This is a genomic window from Streptomyces sp. ACA25, assembly GCF_028200735.1.
In the GTDB taxonomy this organism is placed as follows: domain Bacteria; phylum Actinomycetota; class Actinomycetes; order Streptomycetales; family Streptomycetaceae; genus Streptomyces.
Genome location: NZ_JAQKPV010000003.1, coordinates 160,073 through 176,305, shown reverse-complemented (window position 1 = coordinate 176,305; position 16,233 = coordinate 160,073). Strand labels below are relative to the sequence as shown.

Genomic DNA, 16,233 nt, shown 5'->3' with positions numbered 1-16,233 from the left:
GGAGAATCGGGCGAAAATGCCTCTTTGTCCGCTGTCCGCCCGGTCGTCTGCTGAAGAGTTGTCGAGGGGCCCGCTTTGGTTGACAGAAGACTTGGTTAAGTTTTGGCCACCGGTCTCTGCCGTGCGTCATGGACCGGTGGGATGGCCGACCCGTGCGGGACTGCTCCCGGATACGGTCGCGCGCGGACGGTGACGACTGTGGTGGTCGGCGCGGTGAGGACGGGGCGGCGGCGTCGTTTCCCGTGTCGGCCCCGCCGGCCGCCGTGTGCCGCCCGACGGGAGGCGCCGGGTGCGGGCCGTACGCCCTCGGCGCAGGTTTTCGAGTGAGCCCTGGAGTCGGCTCAGTGACAGGCGGGGGACGGGCGGGGGGTGCTCACCGCCGGGCCTCCAGTGCCTGGGTGAGCGCAGCCGTGCCGCGGGCGGTGTGCGTCTTGACCGAACCGGGTGAGATGCCCATGGTCTGCGCTATCTCCCCGATCTTGAGGCCGAGCCAGTGGCGCAGCACCAGCGCCTCGCGCTGCCGTGCGGGAAGCTGCTGCAACGCGGAGACCAGCGCCTGCTGGTCGTCATGGAGGAGCGCCGACGTCTCCGCGGACGCCACCGAGCCGACCGGCTCCTCGACGTGTCTGCGCGCCACCTGCAGATGCCGGATCCGCATGCGGGTCAGATTGCAGACGACCGAGCGCAAGTAGGCCTCGGCGGAGTCGGCGGCGCGCACTTTGCGCCATTTGCGGTATATCTGGTAGTAGGCCTCGGCCACGATGTTCTCCGGGTCGTCGGCGCCGAGCAGTGTGGCCAGACGGAGCATCGAGGCATAGTGCAGATCGAACAGCTGTGCGACAGCGACTTCCCGGTCCAGGTCCGCGGGGGCGGTCAAGGGCTGAGCCCCACCCGCGAGGCCCCCGTCCGCGAGGCCCCCGTCCGCGACGTCCCGGTCCGTGACGTCCCGGTCCGTGAGGTCCGTGGGAGCGCCCGCCCCGGCGTGCGCGGTCGGTGCGGACGGCCACGACGGCGCTGGAGTGGGGCGGGCGTTGGGTCTGGTCCGTTTCATGAGCTGCTCGCTCCCCCTTTGGGCCGGTTTCTGAGGGTCAGGCGGGACGGCAGCGCCGTGGTGTCCGCACCACGGGGGGCGCCGATGCGGTCCAGGACCGCGGTGACGGTCACGGCGACCGCGAGGTTGAGCAGGAGAGCGGCCAGACCGGCGTAGACCGCCAGTGCGTGTCCACCCACGCTGAACGGGACGACGGGGGAGAAGCCTTCGTGCACGACCAGGTAGGTACCGGCGGCCATCCCTGCGGCCCAGCCTGCCAGGAGGGCACGGTGGTGCAGCCGGCGGGTGTACAGCCCGATGGCGACGGCGGGGAAGATCTGCAGGATCCAGACCCCGCCCAGGAGTTGGAGATTGATCGCGTCCTGGTCGCGCAGCCCGAACACGAAGGCGACTGCGCCCACCTTGGCGGTCAGCGACACCACTCGGGCGATGCGCACCTGGCGCTTGGGAGTGGCGGTCGGATGGAAGTACTCGACGTAGACGTTCCGGACGAAGGAGGTCGCCGCCGCGATCGACATCACCGCCGCCGGCACCAGCGCTCCCACGGTGATCGCCCCGAAGACCAGTCCGGCCAGCGCGGCGGGCATGAGGTCGTTCACCAGCATGCCGACAGCGCTCTCGGCGGCGCCCCGGGGAGTGTCGACACCCGCGGCGAGCGCCGCGATGCCGAGCATCCCGAACAGGCCGAGCACGCCGGTCCAGGCGGGCAGCGCAATGGTCACCCGGCGCAGGGTGTCCGGTCCGGAGGCGGCGAAGCTCGCAGTGAGTACATGCGGGTACATCAGCAGCGCCAGCGCCGACCCCAAGGCCAGGGTGGCGTACGCGACCTGCTGATCGGCGGCGAGGGCCAGGGAGGCGTCGGCAGCCCCGCGTGCGGCCAGCTCCCGTGCCGCGGTCTCGAACAGGGCGCTGGGCCCACCCTGCCGTGACAGCACCAGCGCCACGGCGGCGAAGACCGAACCGAAGATCGCCACGCCTTTCATCGCCGAGATCACGGTCGGAGCCCGCAGCCCGTGGCGGTAGGTCGCCACGGCCAGCCCGGCGAACAGCGCGACCATCAGCAGGTCCCCGGCTGCTCCGCGTGGATACATTCCGCCGGCTGCCAGCAGGGCACGGATGCCCAGTAGCTGGAGCGCCAGGTAGGGCATGGTCGCCAGGATCCCCGTGAGGGCGACGACGAGTGCCAGCGGCGGAGAGCCGTAGCGTCCCCGGACGAAGTCGGCCACCGTCACATAGCCGTGGAGCCGGGCCACCGACCACAGCTTGGGAAGCAGCAGGAAGGCCAGCGGCCAGACGATCACCGTGTAGGGCAGCGCGAAGAAACCGTAGGCGCCCTGGCTGTACACCAGGCCCGGTACCGCGGCGAAGGTATAGGCGGTGAAAACCGTGCCCCCCAGCAGCAACCAGGTCCACACCGTCCCCAGGCTGCGGTCGGCCAGGGCCCACCCCTCCAGCGAGGGCAGCGTGTCGCGCTGCCGGAACCGTCGCGCAGTCAGCGCCAGGAGCGACGCGGAGCCGATGACCAGCGCGAAGGTGACGAGCATGGGACCTTCGGTCATCGATCACCGTCCCGGCGGGTGTGGGTAGGTCTTGTCACTCACGAGTCGCACAACCATGCCGATCGTAGGACAGGAAATCCAGTGGAGAACGGCGGGAAATCTTCTGGGAACCGCATAGCGTGGACGAGGAACCACTGCGCGGGCCGGCGGGCGACCGGCCCACCACCGGCAGACGCAGCGATCGGCAGGAGGGCGCCGTGCCACAGGACGGACCCCAGCGCGCTCGCGGGCGCGGGAGCAGCGGGCTCCGGCGGACCGTGGCCGGCGTATGCCTGCTGGCGCCGGCTGTCGCCCTGCTCTGGGTCCCCTCGTACGCGCGTGAGGGGCCGGAGCTGCTGGGGTTCCCGTTCTTCTACTGGTACCAGTTCGCCTGGGTACCGGCCACCAGCGCTCTGCTGTTCCTCGCCCATCTGCTGCTGCGCCGCGAGGACCCACGGCGCTCGCGGCCACCCGGCTGTTGACCTGCCACGGCGCTGCCACGCCGCTCATGCTCGGCTCCCTCGGCTGCCGCCGCTGCCCGCAGGAGGTGTCGCCGCGTCCGGAAAGGACGGGCCCCGCCGAGGCCGGGCGGGCCGGTCATGGATGGGGCTGGGCGGATGACACTGCCGTCGGCGACCCGGTGCTGGAGAAGATCACTCCGGAATGCGCCGGGGCCTGGTTGAGGACCCACAGCCCGATCAGGGTGGCCAGGGCGAACACGACCGTGATGAGGACGGCGAGGATGAGCCGGCGGCGGCGTTCCCGGCGCAGCCACTCGCCGCGCGCCGTGCGATAGGCGTCGGGCGCCACCTGCACACCGTCGGCGAGCGTGGACAAGGCCTCGCGCAATTCCCGCTCCGTGCGGTCCAGACTGGTGTTGTTCATCGCCGGGCCTCCATCGCCTGGCTCGGGGCGGCGAGTCCCCGCGCGCTCCGAAGCGGTCGCCACTTGGAGCAGAACTGGTCATGTGCCTCGGCCACCACGTTCTCCGGATCATCGGCGCCGAGTAGCACGGCGAGGGGCAGCACCGGCGGACAGTGTAGCTCGAAGAGCCGCGCGATGGCGGCCTCACGCCTCGGATCGGCCGGATCGCTCATCGCGGGCGTGAGGTCTCGCCCGGGCGGCACGGGCGCGGTCCCGGCCGCCCCGGACCAGGCCGTGGCTGCTGTCGGCCGACGCCCAGCCCTCCGGCGAGGTCAGCCGGTGGCCGAGGAGAGGGAGGGCCCCGCCCGGAGAGCCGTACTGAACGGGCCCGGGAAATGGGCCCGTTCGGCCCCCGGCCTGGCCCACCCGCCCCCCGGCGCACCGTGCCGTGCCGCGAGACATTGAAGACGCAACAACAGAGGGCGGCGCTCAGCACCCACAAGGCACTCGCCGGCGCACCCGTTCCACCCGCAGCACTCGCGCAACACACACGCAACACTCACGGAAGAGGAGGCCGTCATGGCCGTACAGGAGAACCCGACCGTCCGCCCGGCCACCGGTGACATGCAGACCGACACCCGGCGCGCCTCGGAAACCGCACCCGAGCACGGGGCTGTCATGACCCCGACGTCCGCCAAGGTGTTCGCGGTCGCCCGCATCGCCGCCGGCTTCCTCTTCCTCTGGGCCTTCCTCGACAAGGCGTTCGGCTGGGGCTACGCCACCCAGGCCGGCAACGGCTGGATCGACGGCGGCTCGCCCACCTACGGCTTCCTCAGCAACGTGTCCGCCGGGCCCTTCCAGTCCATGTTCCACAGCATGGCCGGGGACGGCTGGGTCAACCTGCTGTTCATGCTGGGCCTGCTGGGCGTCGGCATCGGGCTGCTCAGCGGGGTGGCGCTGAGGCTCACCGCCGCCGCGGGCACCCTGATGATGGCGATGATGTGGGCCGCCGAGTGGCCGCCCGCGCAGCACATGGCCGACGGATCGCTGACCATGTCGACCAACCCGCTGGTGAACTACCACGTCCTCTACGCGCTGCTGATCATCGCCCTGGCAGTGGCGTACGCCGGCAACACCTGGGGCCTCGGCCGGACCTGGGCCCGGCTCGAGTTCGTCCGCCGCAACCGGTGGCTCCTCTGAACGGACGGCACCCCTTGGCCCCGGGCAGGAGGGCCGACAGGTCCCCGCACGGGACCTGCGGCCCCTCCGCTCCCGGGCCGCGGGGCAGCACGCTGAAGATATCGACCGGCGCGTCCGGCCCCGAGACCGAGCTGGAGGACAGGACCATGACTCGCACCATCACCGCCGGCCTGGACGGATCGGCCGAGAGCCTGGCCGCCGCCGGCTGGGCCGCCCGGGAGGCGCTGCTCCGCAACCTGCCGCTGAAGCTCGTGCACGTCTGGGAGTGGCAGCCCTACACCCGTCCGCCCCTGGGCGTACCGGCCTTCCGTCCGCCACGGGAGGAATACCTGTCGGCCGAGGCGGTGGCAGATCTGCGGCGCCGTCACCCGGCCCTGGAGACCGTCACCGAACGGATCGCCGGACAGCCCGTCGACATACTGCCGCGCGCGGCGAAGGACGCCGAGCTGCTGGTGCTGGGCTCCCGCGGGCTCGGCAGCGTCGCCGGTTTCCTCCTCGGATCCGTCGCCCTGGCCACCGTGGCCCGCGCCGAGCGGCCCGTCGTGCTGGTACGGGCCGGTGCCGACGCCGCGGACGACCACCTGCCGGACGAGGACGGGCTCCCGTCCACCACCACCCCGGCCCGTGATGTGGTGCTCGGGCTGGACCTGAGCCGCCCGTGCGAGGAGCTGCTCGAGTTCGCCTTCGACGCCGCCTCCCGGCGTGCGGCCACTCTGCGGGTCATCCACGGCTGGAGCCTGCCGGTCTTCTACGGCTACAACCTCCAGGCCGCCGATCCCGCCCAGCAGGCCGAGCTCGAGGCCCAGGAGGCCAGGGCGCTGACCGATGTGCTGCGTCCCTGGCGCAGCAAGTTCCCCGATGTCCCCGTCACCGAGCAGGCCGTGATCGGCCGGCCCGCCCAGCACCTGGTCGAGGCCGCGACCGAGGCCGGACTGGTGGTGGTCGGCCGCCGGATCCGCCGGGCGCCGTTCGGTACCCACATCGGTCCCGTCACCCACGCCGTGCTGCACCACGCCTACGCCCCCGTCGCAGTCGTCCCGCACGACTGAGCCCCCGCCTCCTCACCCACCGCCCCACCCCGTGCAAGGAGAACGTCATGAGAGCAGCAGTCGTCCGAACCCTGGGTGAGCCGCTCGTGATCGAGGACCGCCCCGACCCCGAGCCCGGCCCCGGCCAGGTCCTGATCCGCGTCGAGGCTTCGGGCCTGTGCCACACCGACATCCACGCCGCGCACGGCGACTGGCCCGTCAAGCCAAGCCCGCCCTTCGTCCCCGGCCACGAGGGCGTCGGCATCGTCGAGGCCCTCGGCGACGGCGTGACCCACCTGACGGTCGGGCAGCGGGTCGCCGCGCCCTGGCTCGGCAGCGCCTGCGGACGCTGCGAGCACTGCCTCACCGGCTGGGAGACGCTGTGCGTCAAGCAGCAGAACACCGGCTACGGCTGCGACGGCGGCTACGCCGAGAAGATGCTGGCGGAGGCGGACTTCGCGCAGCCCGTGCCGGACGGCATCGACCCGCTCGACGCCGCGCCGCTGACCTGCGCCGGCGTCACCACCTACAAGGCGCTGAAGGTCGCCGGCGTGCGGACCGGCCAGCTGGTCGCCATCTCCGGTATCGGAGGGCTCGGCCACCTCGCCGTGCAGTACGCCAAGATCGCCGGGGCCACCGTCGCCGCCATCGACGTCACCGACGACAAGCTCGAGCTCGCCGCCGAACTCGGCGCCGACATCCTCATCGACGCCCGCAAGGAGGACCCGGCCGCGGTCCTCCAGGAGCACGGCGGCGCCCACGCGGCGATCGCCCTCGCGGTGCACGACGAGGCGTTCGCCGCCGCCTACGGCGGTCTGCGACGAGGCGGGAAGCTGGTGCTCGTGGGCCTCCCGGCACACGGCACGATGCAGCTCCCGATCTTCAACACCGTGCTGAACGGCACGTCCGTCATCGGCTCCATCGTCGGCACCCGGCAGGACCTGGACGAGGTGTACCGGCTGCACGCGGCCGGCCGCACCCGCGTCATCCGCCAGGTCCGCGCGCTCGACTCGGTCAACGAGTCGATGGACGAGGTACTGCGCGGGCAGATCACCGCCCGCATCGTTTTCGAGATGTGAGGGAGGGACCGTCATGCCGAAGTTCGTGTACGACTTCACCGAAGGCGGCCGCGACATGGCCGACCTGCTCGGCGGCAAGGGCGCCAACCTGGCCGAGATGACCAGGATGGGCCTGCCCGTGCCGCCCGGCTTCACCGTCACCACGCAGGCGTGCCGGTCCTTTTTCCGCAACGGCGGCCCGCCGGAGGGACTCGAGCAGGAGATCACCGACCGGCTGGCCGCCCTGGAGGCGATGGCCGGCCGCCGGCTGGGCGACCGCGACGACCCGCTGCTGCTCTCGGTCCGCTCGGGCGCGCGCTTCTCCATGCCCGGCATGATGGAGACCATCCTCGACATCGGGCTGAACGACGAGTCGGTGCAGGGCCTCGCCAAGGTGTCGGGCCGGGAGCACTTCGCCTGGGACTCCTACCGGCGCCTGATCCAGATGTACGGCGCGACGGTCCTGGGCATCGACGGCGAGCTCTTCGCCGCCGCGCTGGCCCGCCTCCCCGGCCCGGACAACCTGCCGCAGGTCGTCGAGGAGTTCCAGCGCATCGTCCGCGCCGAGACCGGCGAGGACTTCCCCCAGGACCCGCGGGAGCAGCTGCACCGCTCGGTGCTGGCCGTCTTCGAGTCCTGGAACGGCGAGCGCGCCCGGATCTACCGCCGCCGGGAGCACATCTCCGACGACCTCGGCACCGCGGTCAACGTCCAGGTGATGGTGTTCGGCAACCTGGGCGCCGACTCCGGGAGCGGCGTCGCCTTCACCCGCGACCCGGCGACCGGCCGGGTCGGCGTCTACGGCGACTACCTGCCGGACGCCCAGGGTGAGGACGTGGTGGCCGGTATCCGCAACGCACTGCCGCTGCAGGAGCTGGAACACCTCGACCCCGACTCCTACGAACGGCTCACCGGCTACCTTCGGACCCTGGAGAGCCACTACCGGGACCTGTGCGACATCGAGTTCACCATCGAGCGCGGCCGGCTGTGGATGCTGCAGACCCGGGTCGGCAAGCGAACCGCCGAGGCCGCGTTCCGGATCGCCGTCCAACTGGTGGACGACGGCGTCCTGACCCCGGCGGAGGCCCTGGGCCGGGTCACGGGCGAGCAGCTCGCCCGGCTGATGTTCCCCCGGTTCGACGCGGGCGGGGCCGGCGCGGCGCTCGCCCACGGCATCGCGGCCTCTCCCGGCGCGGCCGTCGGCGCGGTGGTGTTCGACTCCGCCGCTGCGGTCCGCCGCGCGGCTGCCGGGGAACAGGTCGTCCTCGTGCGCCGCGAGACCACCCCGGACGACCTGCCCGGCATGGTCGCCGCACAGGCCGTCCTGACCAGCCGCGGCGGCAAGACCAGCCATGCTGCCGTGGTGGCCCGCGGCATGGGGAAGGTCTGCGTGTGCGGGGCGGAGTCCCTCACGGTCGACCCGGAGGCCCGGCAGTTCACCACCGCCGCGGGCACGGTGGTCACCGAGGGCACCGTCGTCTCCGTCGACGGCTCCACCGGCACCGTCCACCTCGGCTCGCTCCCGACGGTGGAGTCCGCGGTGATGCGCTACTTCGAGACCGGTGAGCGCGAGGGCTCGCTGGTCGACGCGGTCGCCCGGCTGCTGACCGAAGCGGACCGGGCACGCCGCCTGGGCGTCCGGGCCAACGCCGACACCGCCGAGGACGCGGAACGGGCCCGCCGCTTCGGTGCCCACGGCATCGGGCTGTGCCGCACCGAGCACATGTTCCTCGGGGAGCGCCGCCGGCTCGTCGAGAAAATGATCCTGGCCCGGACCGACACGGACCGGGAACAGGCCCTGGCCGCCCTGCTGCCTTTGCAGCGCGCCGACTTCACCGAGCTCCTGGCGGCCATGGACGGCCGGCCCGTCACCATCCGCCTCCTCGACCCGCCGCTGCACGAGTTCCTGCCCGACCGCACCGAACTCGCGGTGAGCCTCGCCTCCGTGCGGGCCGTCGGCGGCGCCCCGGACCCCCACGACATCGAGCTGCTGGAGGCCGTGGAGCGCATGCACGAGCAGAACCCGATGCTGGGGCTGCGCGGCGTACGCCTCGGGCTGCTGGTGCCGGGACTGGTCGCCATGCAGGTGCGGGCCATCGGCGAAGCGGTGGGGGAGCGGCTCCGTGCGGGCGGCGACCCGCAGGCCGAGATCATGGTTCCGCTGGTCGACACGGCCAAGGAGCTGCGCCTGGTGCGGGCGGAGGCCGAGCGGGTCCTGGACGAGGTGTCCGCGGCCACCGGCGTACGGGTGAGCTGCCCGGTGGGCACCATGATCGAGCTGCCGCGGGCGGCCCTCACCGCCGGCCGGATCGCCCGGGAGGCCGACTTCTTCTCCTTCGGCACCAACGACCTCACCCAGACGACCTGGGGGTTCTCCCGGGACGACGTGGAGGCGTCGTTCTTCTCCGCCTACCTGGAGCAGGGCATCTTCGAGAACTCGCCGTTCGAGACCATCGACCGCGAGGGGGTGGGACGGCTGGTGGAGCTGGCCGTCACCGAGGGCCGGGCCGCCCGGCCCGGGCTCTCCACCGGGGTCTGCGGCGAACACGGCGGCGACCCGGAGTCCGTCCACTTCTTCCACGAGGCGGGCCTGGACTACGTGTCCTGCTCCCCCTTCCGGGTGCCGGTCGCCCGCCTGGAGGCCGCCCGCGCGGCCGTGCTCGGCGGCGCCGACCCCGCCACCCTCGACGGGAGGTGAGCCCGACGCGAGGTGAACGTGGCCGGCCCCGGGCGTGCGGCCCGGGGCCGGTCGCGTGAGGGTCCGCCGGAGGGCACCGGTGGGACCCATTCGCGCGTGTGCGCCGGGCTTCAGGCGTGGTCGACGAGCTGGCTCTGACCCTTGACCCGGGCGCAGTGGGCGCAGCAGAAGAAGTGACCGTCCGCCTGCAGCCCGTGCCCCAGGATGCGGCACCCGCAGTTCTCACAGACCGGTGCCATCTTCTGCGCCGCGCACTCGAAGCTGTCGAACACGTGCGTGGCCCCGGCGGCCCGTACCTCGAAGGCCATCTCGTAGTCGTTGCCGCATACCTCGCACTCGGCCATGAAGAATCACTCCTCGTCGTTTCGCGGTCGGTCCGGGTACCCGGGCACCCGCCCGATATGCGCCGCCCACGATCCCGCAGTCCGGCCGCTCCGCACCCCGGGCGCGCCCGGGCCCGCCCCACCCGGCGCAACGCGACCACCGCACTGGCCGACGCGGCCGACCCCTCCCGGCGAGCCCGGGCCCGTACAGTCGCTGCGCTCGCCCTGGCAAGCTTGCTGCAGGCCTGCCCGCTTCGCGGAGCCCGCACCGGGACCGGGCAGCGACTACTTCCATCTGAAGAACTGGCTCATCGCCACCGTCCCCGACGGCTTGCTCGAAGCGAGCCTCGACCACGGGACCGGTACCGGCATCGGGCACCTCTCGTCGGACGGCACTGCCCACGCCGCCCTCGTGACCGACGGCCGCCTCCTCGCCGATCACCCGGAATCCCCGGCACTCGAAGACCTCCGCGGGCGCATCGCGAGCTGGCAGCGGGCGGGCGCCCCCAGGACGCATGAGTTGCCGGCCGGCCTCGTCCGCGAGGGTGACGCCTGGCAGGCCCGCATCAGCGCGGCACAGCCCGAAAGCAGCAGCCGATGAAGATGACGGAGCAGGAACACTGGGACGCCTTCGCGGAGAAGACCGCTGCGCGTGGTGACGTGGCGGAGCCCGTTTTCCGGTGGACACAGTACGAAGGTCACGGGCCGGAGGAGGAAGTCCTTGGCCGGCCCCGGTCAGTTCTGGAGCTCGGGTGCGGCAGCGGGGAGAACGTGGTTGCCCTGGTACGCAAGGGATTCGATGCGTCGGGGGTGGACCTGTCGCCGGTGCAGTGCAGGCTGGCCGCCGAGCGGTGGCCTGACGTGTCCCGTTCCCGGTTCATCGGCGCCGAGGCGGTCAGCTACCTCACCGGGACGTCCACGTCGTACGACGCCATGTACTCGGTGTTCGGAGCTGTGTGGTTCACCAGCCCTCGCGAACTCCTCCCGGTGGTGCGGCAGCGGTTGGTGCCGGGCGGCTTGCTGGCCTTCTCCCATCCTCCGGCGATCGACGGCTGCTACGGCCCGCAGGGCATGTACAGGGGAGGGTTCACGGGCAAGGCCACGTTCCTCCGGCGGCACTGCTACACACCCGAACTGTGGACCGGCATTCTCCTGAGTCACGGCTTCGTGGACGTGCGGGCCGAGGTGATCCCAGCGCCGCAGCCGGGTCACATCGGCACACTGCTCGTCCAGGCGACCGCCGCTCCTGGAGCCACCAAAGCACTGTGACGTGGACTTCTGACATTTCACAACACGGCTGTGCAATCGGGTTGGATGGGCTCGCATCGCGAAGAACTCACCATTGCGCCTTATTGTGAGGCTCTTTTGCGTTAGCCTCCAGGCGTCCAAGGTAGTGCTCAGGAGAAGGTTGTGTGCATGCGTCACGCTGGCGCGTTCAAGTGGAGCTTTCGAGCCGGATCGATTCTCGTTGCGGGCCTCTTGGTCTTATCGTTCACGGCACGTGAGGCGGCGGTGAACCTGTCCTCGGGAGAGGTCGGCGAGCATGAAAGACAATCAGGTGGTTCGAGTGTTGTACCTGCTATTACGGCATCGGGAGGCCTGGCGGGGTTTGAGCAGGGTCCGGACGGGGGGGGGAGTTTCTGACAGATGAGGCCAGGAATCAGTCGCCGCTCATCGAGGCACGATCAGTGCTCGAAGAGGCAGCCCTTGCGACGGGGAGGGACGGACTCGCAGCCATCAATCCAAACTTCAATGAAGGGCGGATAGACGTCTACTGGAAGGGCGAGATTCCGGGCGCGCTACGAGAGGCTGTGAAGCAGGTGCGCGAGGGCTTTGGCGTGAGAGTCCATGATGCTCCTCATAGCTGGCTGGAAATGGATGAAGAAGCCCACAGGATCCTCGCCTTGGTCAACGGTAATGAAGAGTTGGAATTCATTGCAACTGTTGCCATGAAGCATGATCTCAGTGGACTCAGGTTGCTTGTCTCGGATCCTGAGTACCAGTCTTCCCGTACTGACGGAGGCATTCAAGCTGAGCTGCAGTCTGACATGCCGATTACGGTTGAGTATGCAGAATGGGTGGCCGGCCTCACGCCTGCTGGGTCCTGACGTGAGCGTCGCGGGTTCTCGCTGGGGCGATCAGCCTCCTTGTATCGGAGGTTCAGTTGTCCAGTACCATCAACTTGGGGATGTTTTGGGAAGGTGTAGTACGGCATTCAGTTTTCGCAATACTGCGAATACAGTCCAGGGCATTCACGGCCGAGCACTGCGGCAGCTGTGAGCATTGGTACACCTATGATTGACGTCACTAGTGCGAAGCCGTGTGCAGGCGTCCCCACGGGGGCAATCGCATCTGCAGTGACATTGTCTTGCACGTTGAACTACCGCCTGCGCTCAACGCATTGGGGGTACAGGTTCTCACTGGTTCCTGGCCAACCCGGAGGGGTCCGGCGGACCGGCTGGAATGAAACGGGTGCCGGTCCGGTTGCCGGGTTGTCGTACCGGTGTGCGGTGCCGGCAGAAGGCGCACGACGAGTGCGCGCGAACCAGAAAGAGGTCCGGACGTGGTGGAAGAGTCCCCCGATCCCATCCGGGGCAGCCGCTCCGGCACCGCCCCGGTACCGCTGTCGGTGCTCGACCTGGCCACCGTGGGCAGCGGGCTGACCGCGACCGAGGCGCTGCGCACCTCCACCGACGTGGCCCGGCTCGCCGAAGCCCGCGGCTACCACCGGCTCTGGGTGGCCGAGCACCATTCCCTGACCGGGGTGGCCAGCTCCTCGCCCGCCGTGCTGCTCGCCCACCTCGCCGCCCGCACCGCACGCATCCGGCTGGGCTCCGGTGGAGTGATGCTGCCCAACCACGCGCCGCTGGTGATCGCCGAGCAGTTCGGGACCCTGGAGGCGCTGGCGCCGGGCCGCATCGACCTGGGGCTGGGCCGGGCCCCGGGAACGGACGGTGCGACCGCCGCCGCCCTGCGCCGCGGACGCACCGACGGCGCCGAGGAGTTCCCCCAGCAACTGGCCGAACTGGTCCGGTTCCTGGACGACGACTTCCCCGACGGGCACCCGTACGCGCGGATCCACGCCGTGCCGGGCCCGGCACAGGGCAACCCCGGACGGCCCCCGGTGTGGCTGCTCGGCTCCTCCGGCTTCAGCGCGGAGCTGGCCGGCCGGCTGGGGCTGCCGTTCGCCTTCGCCCATCACTTCTCGGCGGCCCACACCGTGCCCGCCCTTCAGCTGTACCGGGAGAGCTTCCGGCCCTCGGATGTGCTGGACCGGCCCTACGCGCTGATCGCGGTCTCCGCACTGGCCGCGGACAGGGAGCAGGAGGCGCACCGGCAGGTGCTGACCGGGGCGCTTGCCATGCTGCGGCTGCGCAGCGGCCGGCCCGGGCCGGTGCCCTCGCCCGAGGCGGCGGCGGCGTATCCGTTCACCGCCCGGGAGCGGGAGTTCACCGACGCCTGGCTGGCCCAGGTGGTGCACGGCACCCCGGACGCCGTCCGGGAGGGTCTGGACGCGCTGGTCGCCAGGACCGGCGCCGATGAGCTGATGGTCACCACCAACGTCCACGGCCCCCGGGCCCGGCTGCGCAGCTACGAGCTGCTGGCCGATGCCTACCGGATGCCGGACGCCGTCCGGTGAGCGCAGCCTGCCCGGCCGCGGCGGGGCAGGCTCCGGCAGCCGTGCCTCAGGAGTCGTAGACGGCGGTGACCGGGGCGTGGTCGGACCACCGTTCGGCGTGGGTGGCGGCGCGTTCCACCGAGGCCCGCAGGCAGCGCCGGGCCAGGCCGGCGGTGGCGATCTGGTAGTCGATGCGCCAGCCGGCGTCGTTGTCGAAGGCCCGGCCCCGGTACGACCACCAGGAGTAGGGGCCGTCCTGGTCCGGATGCAGGGCGCGCACCACGTCGGTGTAGCCGCCCTCCGGCCCGAGGACCCTGCTCAGCCAGTCACGTTCCTCGGGCAGGAAGCCTGCCTTCGTGCGGTTGGCCCGCCAGTTCTTGAGGTCGGCCTCCCGGTGGGCGATGTTCCAGTCGCCGCAGACCAGGACCTCGCGCCCGTTGGCCGCGGCCTTCTCCCGCAGCTCCCGCAGGTACGGCAGAAAAGCCGCCATGAAGCGTTCCTTCTCCTCCTGGCGCTCGGTGCCGACCTCACCGGAGGGGAGATACAGGCTGGCGACCGTGAGACCGGGGAGGTCGGCCTCGAGATAGCGTCCCGAGTCGGCGAACTCCGGCACCCCGAAACCGACCCGCACGCTCTCCGGCTTCTGCCGGAGCAGCAGGGCGACACCGGCCCGGCCCTTCGCCGCCGCCGGGGCGTAATACGGGTGCCACCCGGCGGGCTCCCGGATCTCCTCGGGCAGCTGGCTCTCCTCGGCCCGCACCTCCTGCAGGCAGACCACCTGCGCTTCGGTGGCCGCCAGCCACTCCGGGTAGCCCTTGCGGGCCGCGGCCCGCAGGCCGTTCACGTTCACGGTCGTCACGGTGAGCATTGCGGCAGAATACCCGCCCCCCCCGGAGGCGTCCCTGCCCCGTCGGTGGTCCTCGGGGCGGCGAACGGCGCAGGTCCCGGGCACGGGAGGGCTCTCGTACGATGTGAGGCATGCAGATCGTGACCGCGCGCTTCGACCACCCTGATGCCCGCAAGCTCAATGATCAGGTTCAGGCGCTGTACGCGGAGCGGTACGGCAGCGAGGGTGACCTGACGCCGCTGGACCCGGAGATGTTCGAACCGCCGCGCGGGCTGTTCCTGATGATCTACAACGGCGCCGGCCGGCCGATGGGGACCGGTGGCTGGCGGTCCCAGGAGGCGGGCGAGGAGGGCTACGCCGACGGGGACGCCGAGATCAAGCGGATGTTCGTGGTCGACGAGGCGCGCGGTCAGGGCCTGGCCAGGGCGATGCTCGCCCGGCTGGAGGAGAGTGCCCGGGCGGCCGGCCGGACCCGGATGGTGCTGGAGACCGGCACCAAGCAGCCCGAGGCGATCGCCCTGTACGTCTCCAGTGGCTACGCGCCCGCCGACCGGAAGTTCGGCGTCTACCGCTGCGAGCCGGAGAGCCGCTGCTACGCCAAGGCGCTCTGAGGGCCGGCACACCTCTGACGTACGCGGCATCAACCGGGGCGGACCGGGGGGAAACCACACTTTTCGATGCGGGGGCCCGCGGCTTGTGAGGGGTGGTGCCGGTGGCCGAAGGTGCGGTCAGGGAATGCGAGCCTCACCGTGAGCCGGGGTCGGCCGTCCGCTGCTCCAGTTCCTCGCGCAGCCGCCGGTCCACCGCCAGGGACACCTCGGCGTGCACCACCTGTTTCGCGAGCGGCCGCAGATGCTCCAGCGCCTCCGTCAGGCGGGTGACCTCCTCCTCGGACAGCGGGCCGTGCGCGGCCCGGCTGAGGATCTCGGGCAGCACGTGGGTGCGGACCAGCGCGGTGAAGAGGCGCGCGAGGTCGTCCGCGTGCTCGCGGACCTGGCGGCCCGCGTCCAGCACGGCCCCCAGGGGGATGCCGCCGCGGACCAGCTGGGAGGAGGCCTCCAGCAGGGCGCGGCTGTCGTGCACCAGCTCCGCGCCGTCCACCGCGAGGTAGCCGATCTCCAGGGCGGCGGCCAGGTCGTCCGCGGAGAACCTGCCGTCGTAGTACTCGGCCAGTGCCTCCGGGGACAGCCGCACCCTGTCCTCCTCCGCCCACGGGTAGCGTTCGGTCAGGCCGAGGAGCTCCGCGGTGCCGTCGGCGTCCCGGCCGCTGTTGAAGGCGCTGATCAGCTCGGCGATGCCGCCCAGCGTGTGGCCGCGTTCCAGCAGGGCGGTGATGGTGCGCAGCCGGGCCAGGTGCTCCTCGTCGTACCAGGCGACCCGGCCCTCCTTGCGCGGGGGAGGGAGCAGCCGGCGCTCGCGGTAGAAACGCAGCGTCCGCACGGTGATCCCGGCGGCCTCGGCCAGCTCGGCCGTGCGGTACTCGCGCGGTCCGCGTTCCTGCTGCTCCATGCCCAGCAGCCTAGTGCCGCACCAGCCGGGGGTTCCGGGCCGGTGACGGGACGGCCCCCGCGGGGGCCCGTCAAGGCGGGGGCCGGAGCGCCGGGCGGTTCAGGCCAGGGAGGCGAGGGCCGCGTCGAGCCGTCCCCTGGCCTCGGCGGCCACCGGTTCGATGGCGGGGCTCTCGGTGAGCGTGACCATGGTGGCCGGGTCCAGGGCCTGGACGAGGGTGGTGTCGCCCTCCCGTCGGACGACGACATTGCAGGGGAGGAGCAGTCCGATGGAGCGGTCCTCCTCCAGCGCCCGGTGCGCCAGGGCGGGGTTGCAGGCGCCGAGGATCAGGTAGTCCTCCAGGTCCAGGTCGAGTTTGGCCTTGAGGGTGGCGGAGACGTCGATCTCCGTGAGGACACCGAAGCCCTGCGCGGCCAGGGCTTCCCGGACGGCGGTCACGGTGGTGGCGAAATCCGTCCGTACGCGGACGCTGCGGTCGTAGCGCATGGGTTCCTCCTG

At 71.4% G+C, this 16,233-nt stretch carries 17 protein-coding genes; 10 read left to right on the top strand and 7 right to left on the bottom strand.

All coding sequences use genetic code 11. The features are described 5' to 3' along the window. Window positions 1-373 precede the first annotated feature (373 nt). Window positions 374-1,051, bottom strand: a complete 678-nt coding sequence (locus PJ985_RS06935; RefSeq protein ID WP_333909838.1) for an RNA polymerase sigma factor — start codon at window positions 1,049-1,051, stop codon at window positions 374-376. Beyond that, entirely contained in the window at window positions 1,048-2,610 is a 1,563-nt protein-coding gene (locus PJ985_RS06930; RefSeq protein WP_271682689.1) for a sodium:solute symporter family protein, read from the bottom strand. The genes PJ985_RS06935 and PJ985_RS06930 overlap by 4 nt, the downstream gene beginning before the upstream one ends. A gap of 119 nt (window positions 2,611-2,729) precedes the next feature. Between PJ985_RS06930 and PJ985_RS06925 the strand changes: the two genes are divergently transcribed. Further along, window positions 2,730-3,071, top strand: coding sequence for a DUF3311 domain-containing protein (locus PJ985_RS06925; protein WP_333909837.1), 342 nt, complete (start codon window positions 2,730-2,732; stop codon window positions 3,069-3,071). Window positions 3,072-3,186: 115 nt separating this feature from the next. Here PJ985_RS06925 and PJ985_RS06920 read toward each other — a convergent pair whose 3' ends face one another. Beyond that, complete coding sequence (locus PJ985_RS06920) at window positions 3,187-3,474, bottom strand: hypothetical protein (protein WP_271682688.1); 288 nt, start codon at window positions 3,472-3,474, stop codon at window positions 3,187-3,189. Between the two features lie 558 nt (window positions 3,475-4,032). Here PJ985_RS06920 and PJ985_RS06910 point away from each other — a divergent pair. The 4 genes from PJ985_RS06910 (at window position 4,033) to ppdK (ending at window position 9,437) form a co-directional block, all read left to right on the top strand. After that, window positions 4,033-4,653 (top strand): hypothetical protein, encoded by a 621-nt coding sequence (locus tag PJ985_RS06910; protein WP_271682687.1) that lies wholly within the window; start codon window positions 4,033-4,035, stop codon window positions 4,651-4,653. Between the two features lie 146 nt (window positions 4,654-4,799). Further along, window positions 4,800-5,702: a universal stress protein gene (locus tag PJ985_RS06905; RefSeq protein ID WP_271682686.1), complete on the top strand. Its 903-nt coding sequence runs from the start codon at window positions 4,800-4,802 to the stop codon at window positions 5,700-5,702. A 47-nt stretch (window positions 5,703-5,749) separates the two neighbouring features. Further along, the gene (gene adhP, locus PJ985_RS06900) at window positions 5,750-6,760 is read left to right on the top strand and encodes an alcohol dehydrogenase AdhP (RefSeq protein ID WP_271682685.1); all 1,011 of its coding nucleotides are present in this window, start codon (window positions 5,750-5,752) and stop codon (window positions 6,758-6,760) included. Window positions 6,761-6,773: 13 nt separating this feature from the next. Then, window positions 6,774-9,437: a pyruvate, phosphate dikinase gene (gene ppdK, locus PJ985_RS06895; RefSeq protein ID WP_271682684.1), complete on the top strand. Its 2,664-nt coding sequence runs from the start codon at window positions 6,774-6,776 to the stop codon at window positions 9,435-9,437. Window positions 9,438-9,547: 110 nt separating this feature from the next. On the opposite strand, the gene PJ985_RS06890 is transcribed toward ppdK, so the two are convergent. Beyond that, on the bottom strand, window positions 9,548-9,781 hold the full coding sequence (locus PJ985_RS06890; protein ID WP_271682683.1) for a hypothetical protein: 234 nt from the start codon (window positions 9,779-9,781) through the stop codon (window positions 9,548-9,550). A gap of 310 nt (window positions 9,782-10,091) precedes the next feature. On the opposite strand from PJ985_RS06890, the gene PJ985_RS06885 reads away from it, so the two are divergent. The 4 genes from PJ985_RS06885 (at window position 10,092) to PJ985_RS06870 (ending at window position 13,400) form a co-directional block, all read left to right on the top strand. Then, entirely contained in the window at window positions 10,092-10,361 is a 270-nt protein-coding gene (locus PJ985_RS06885) for a hypothetical protein (RefSeq protein WP_271682682.1), read from the top strand. Then, window positions 10,358-11,029: a class I SAM-dependent methyltransferase gene (locus PJ985_RS06880; RefSeq protein WP_271682681.1), complete on the top strand. Its 672-nt coding sequence runs from the start codon at window positions 10,358-10,360 to the stop codon at window positions 11,027-11,029. Before PJ985_RS06885 ends, PJ985_RS06880 begins: the two co-directional genes overlap by 4 nt. 419 nt (window positions 11,030-11,448) lie before the next feature. Continuing rightward, entirely contained in the window at window positions 11,449-11,868 is a 420-nt protein-coding gene (locus tag PJ985_RS06875; protein WP_271682680.1) for a hypothetical protein, read from the top strand. 455 nt (window positions 11,869-12,323) lie between these two features. After that, entirely contained in the window at window positions 12,324-13,400 is a 1,077-nt protein-coding gene (locus PJ985_RS06870; RefSeq protein ID WP_271682679.1) for an LLM class flavin-dependent oxidoreductase, read from the top strand. Window positions 13,401-13,446: 46 nt separating this feature from the next. Here the strand turns inward: PJ985_RS06870 and PJ985_RS06865 are convergent, their stop codons facing one another. After that, window positions 13,447-14,247, bottom strand: a complete 801-nt coding sequence (locus PJ985_RS06865; RefSeq protein ID WP_271682678.1) for an exodeoxyribonuclease III — start codon at window positions 14,245-14,247, stop codon at window positions 13,447-13,449. Window positions 14,248-14,357: 110 nt separating this feature from the next. On the opposite strand from PJ985_RS06865, the gene PJ985_RS06860 reads away from it, so the two are divergent. Next, on the top strand, window positions 14,358-14,837 hold the full coding sequence (locus PJ985_RS06860; protein ID WP_271682677.1) for a GNAT family N-acetyltransferase: 480 nt from the start codon (window positions 14,358-14,360) through the stop codon (window positions 14,835-14,837). Window positions 14,838-14,970: 133 nt separating this feature from the next. On the opposite strand, the gene PJ985_RS06855 is transcribed toward PJ985_RS06860, so the two are convergent. Beyond that, window positions 14,971-15,735, bottom strand: coding sequence for a MerR family transcriptional regulator (locus PJ985_RS06855; protein WP_271682676.1), 765 nt, complete (start codon window positions 15,733-15,735; stop codon window positions 14,971-14,973). A gap of 99 nt (window positions 15,736-15,834) precedes the next feature. Continuing rightward, window positions 15,835-16,221 (bottom strand): DUF302 domain-containing protein, encoded by a 387-nt coding sequence (locus tag PJ985_RS06850; RefSeq protein ID WP_271682675.1) that lies wholly within the window; start codon window positions 16,219-16,221, stop codon window positions 15,835-15,837. Between the last annotated feature and the right edge of the window lie 12 nt (window positions 16,222-16,233).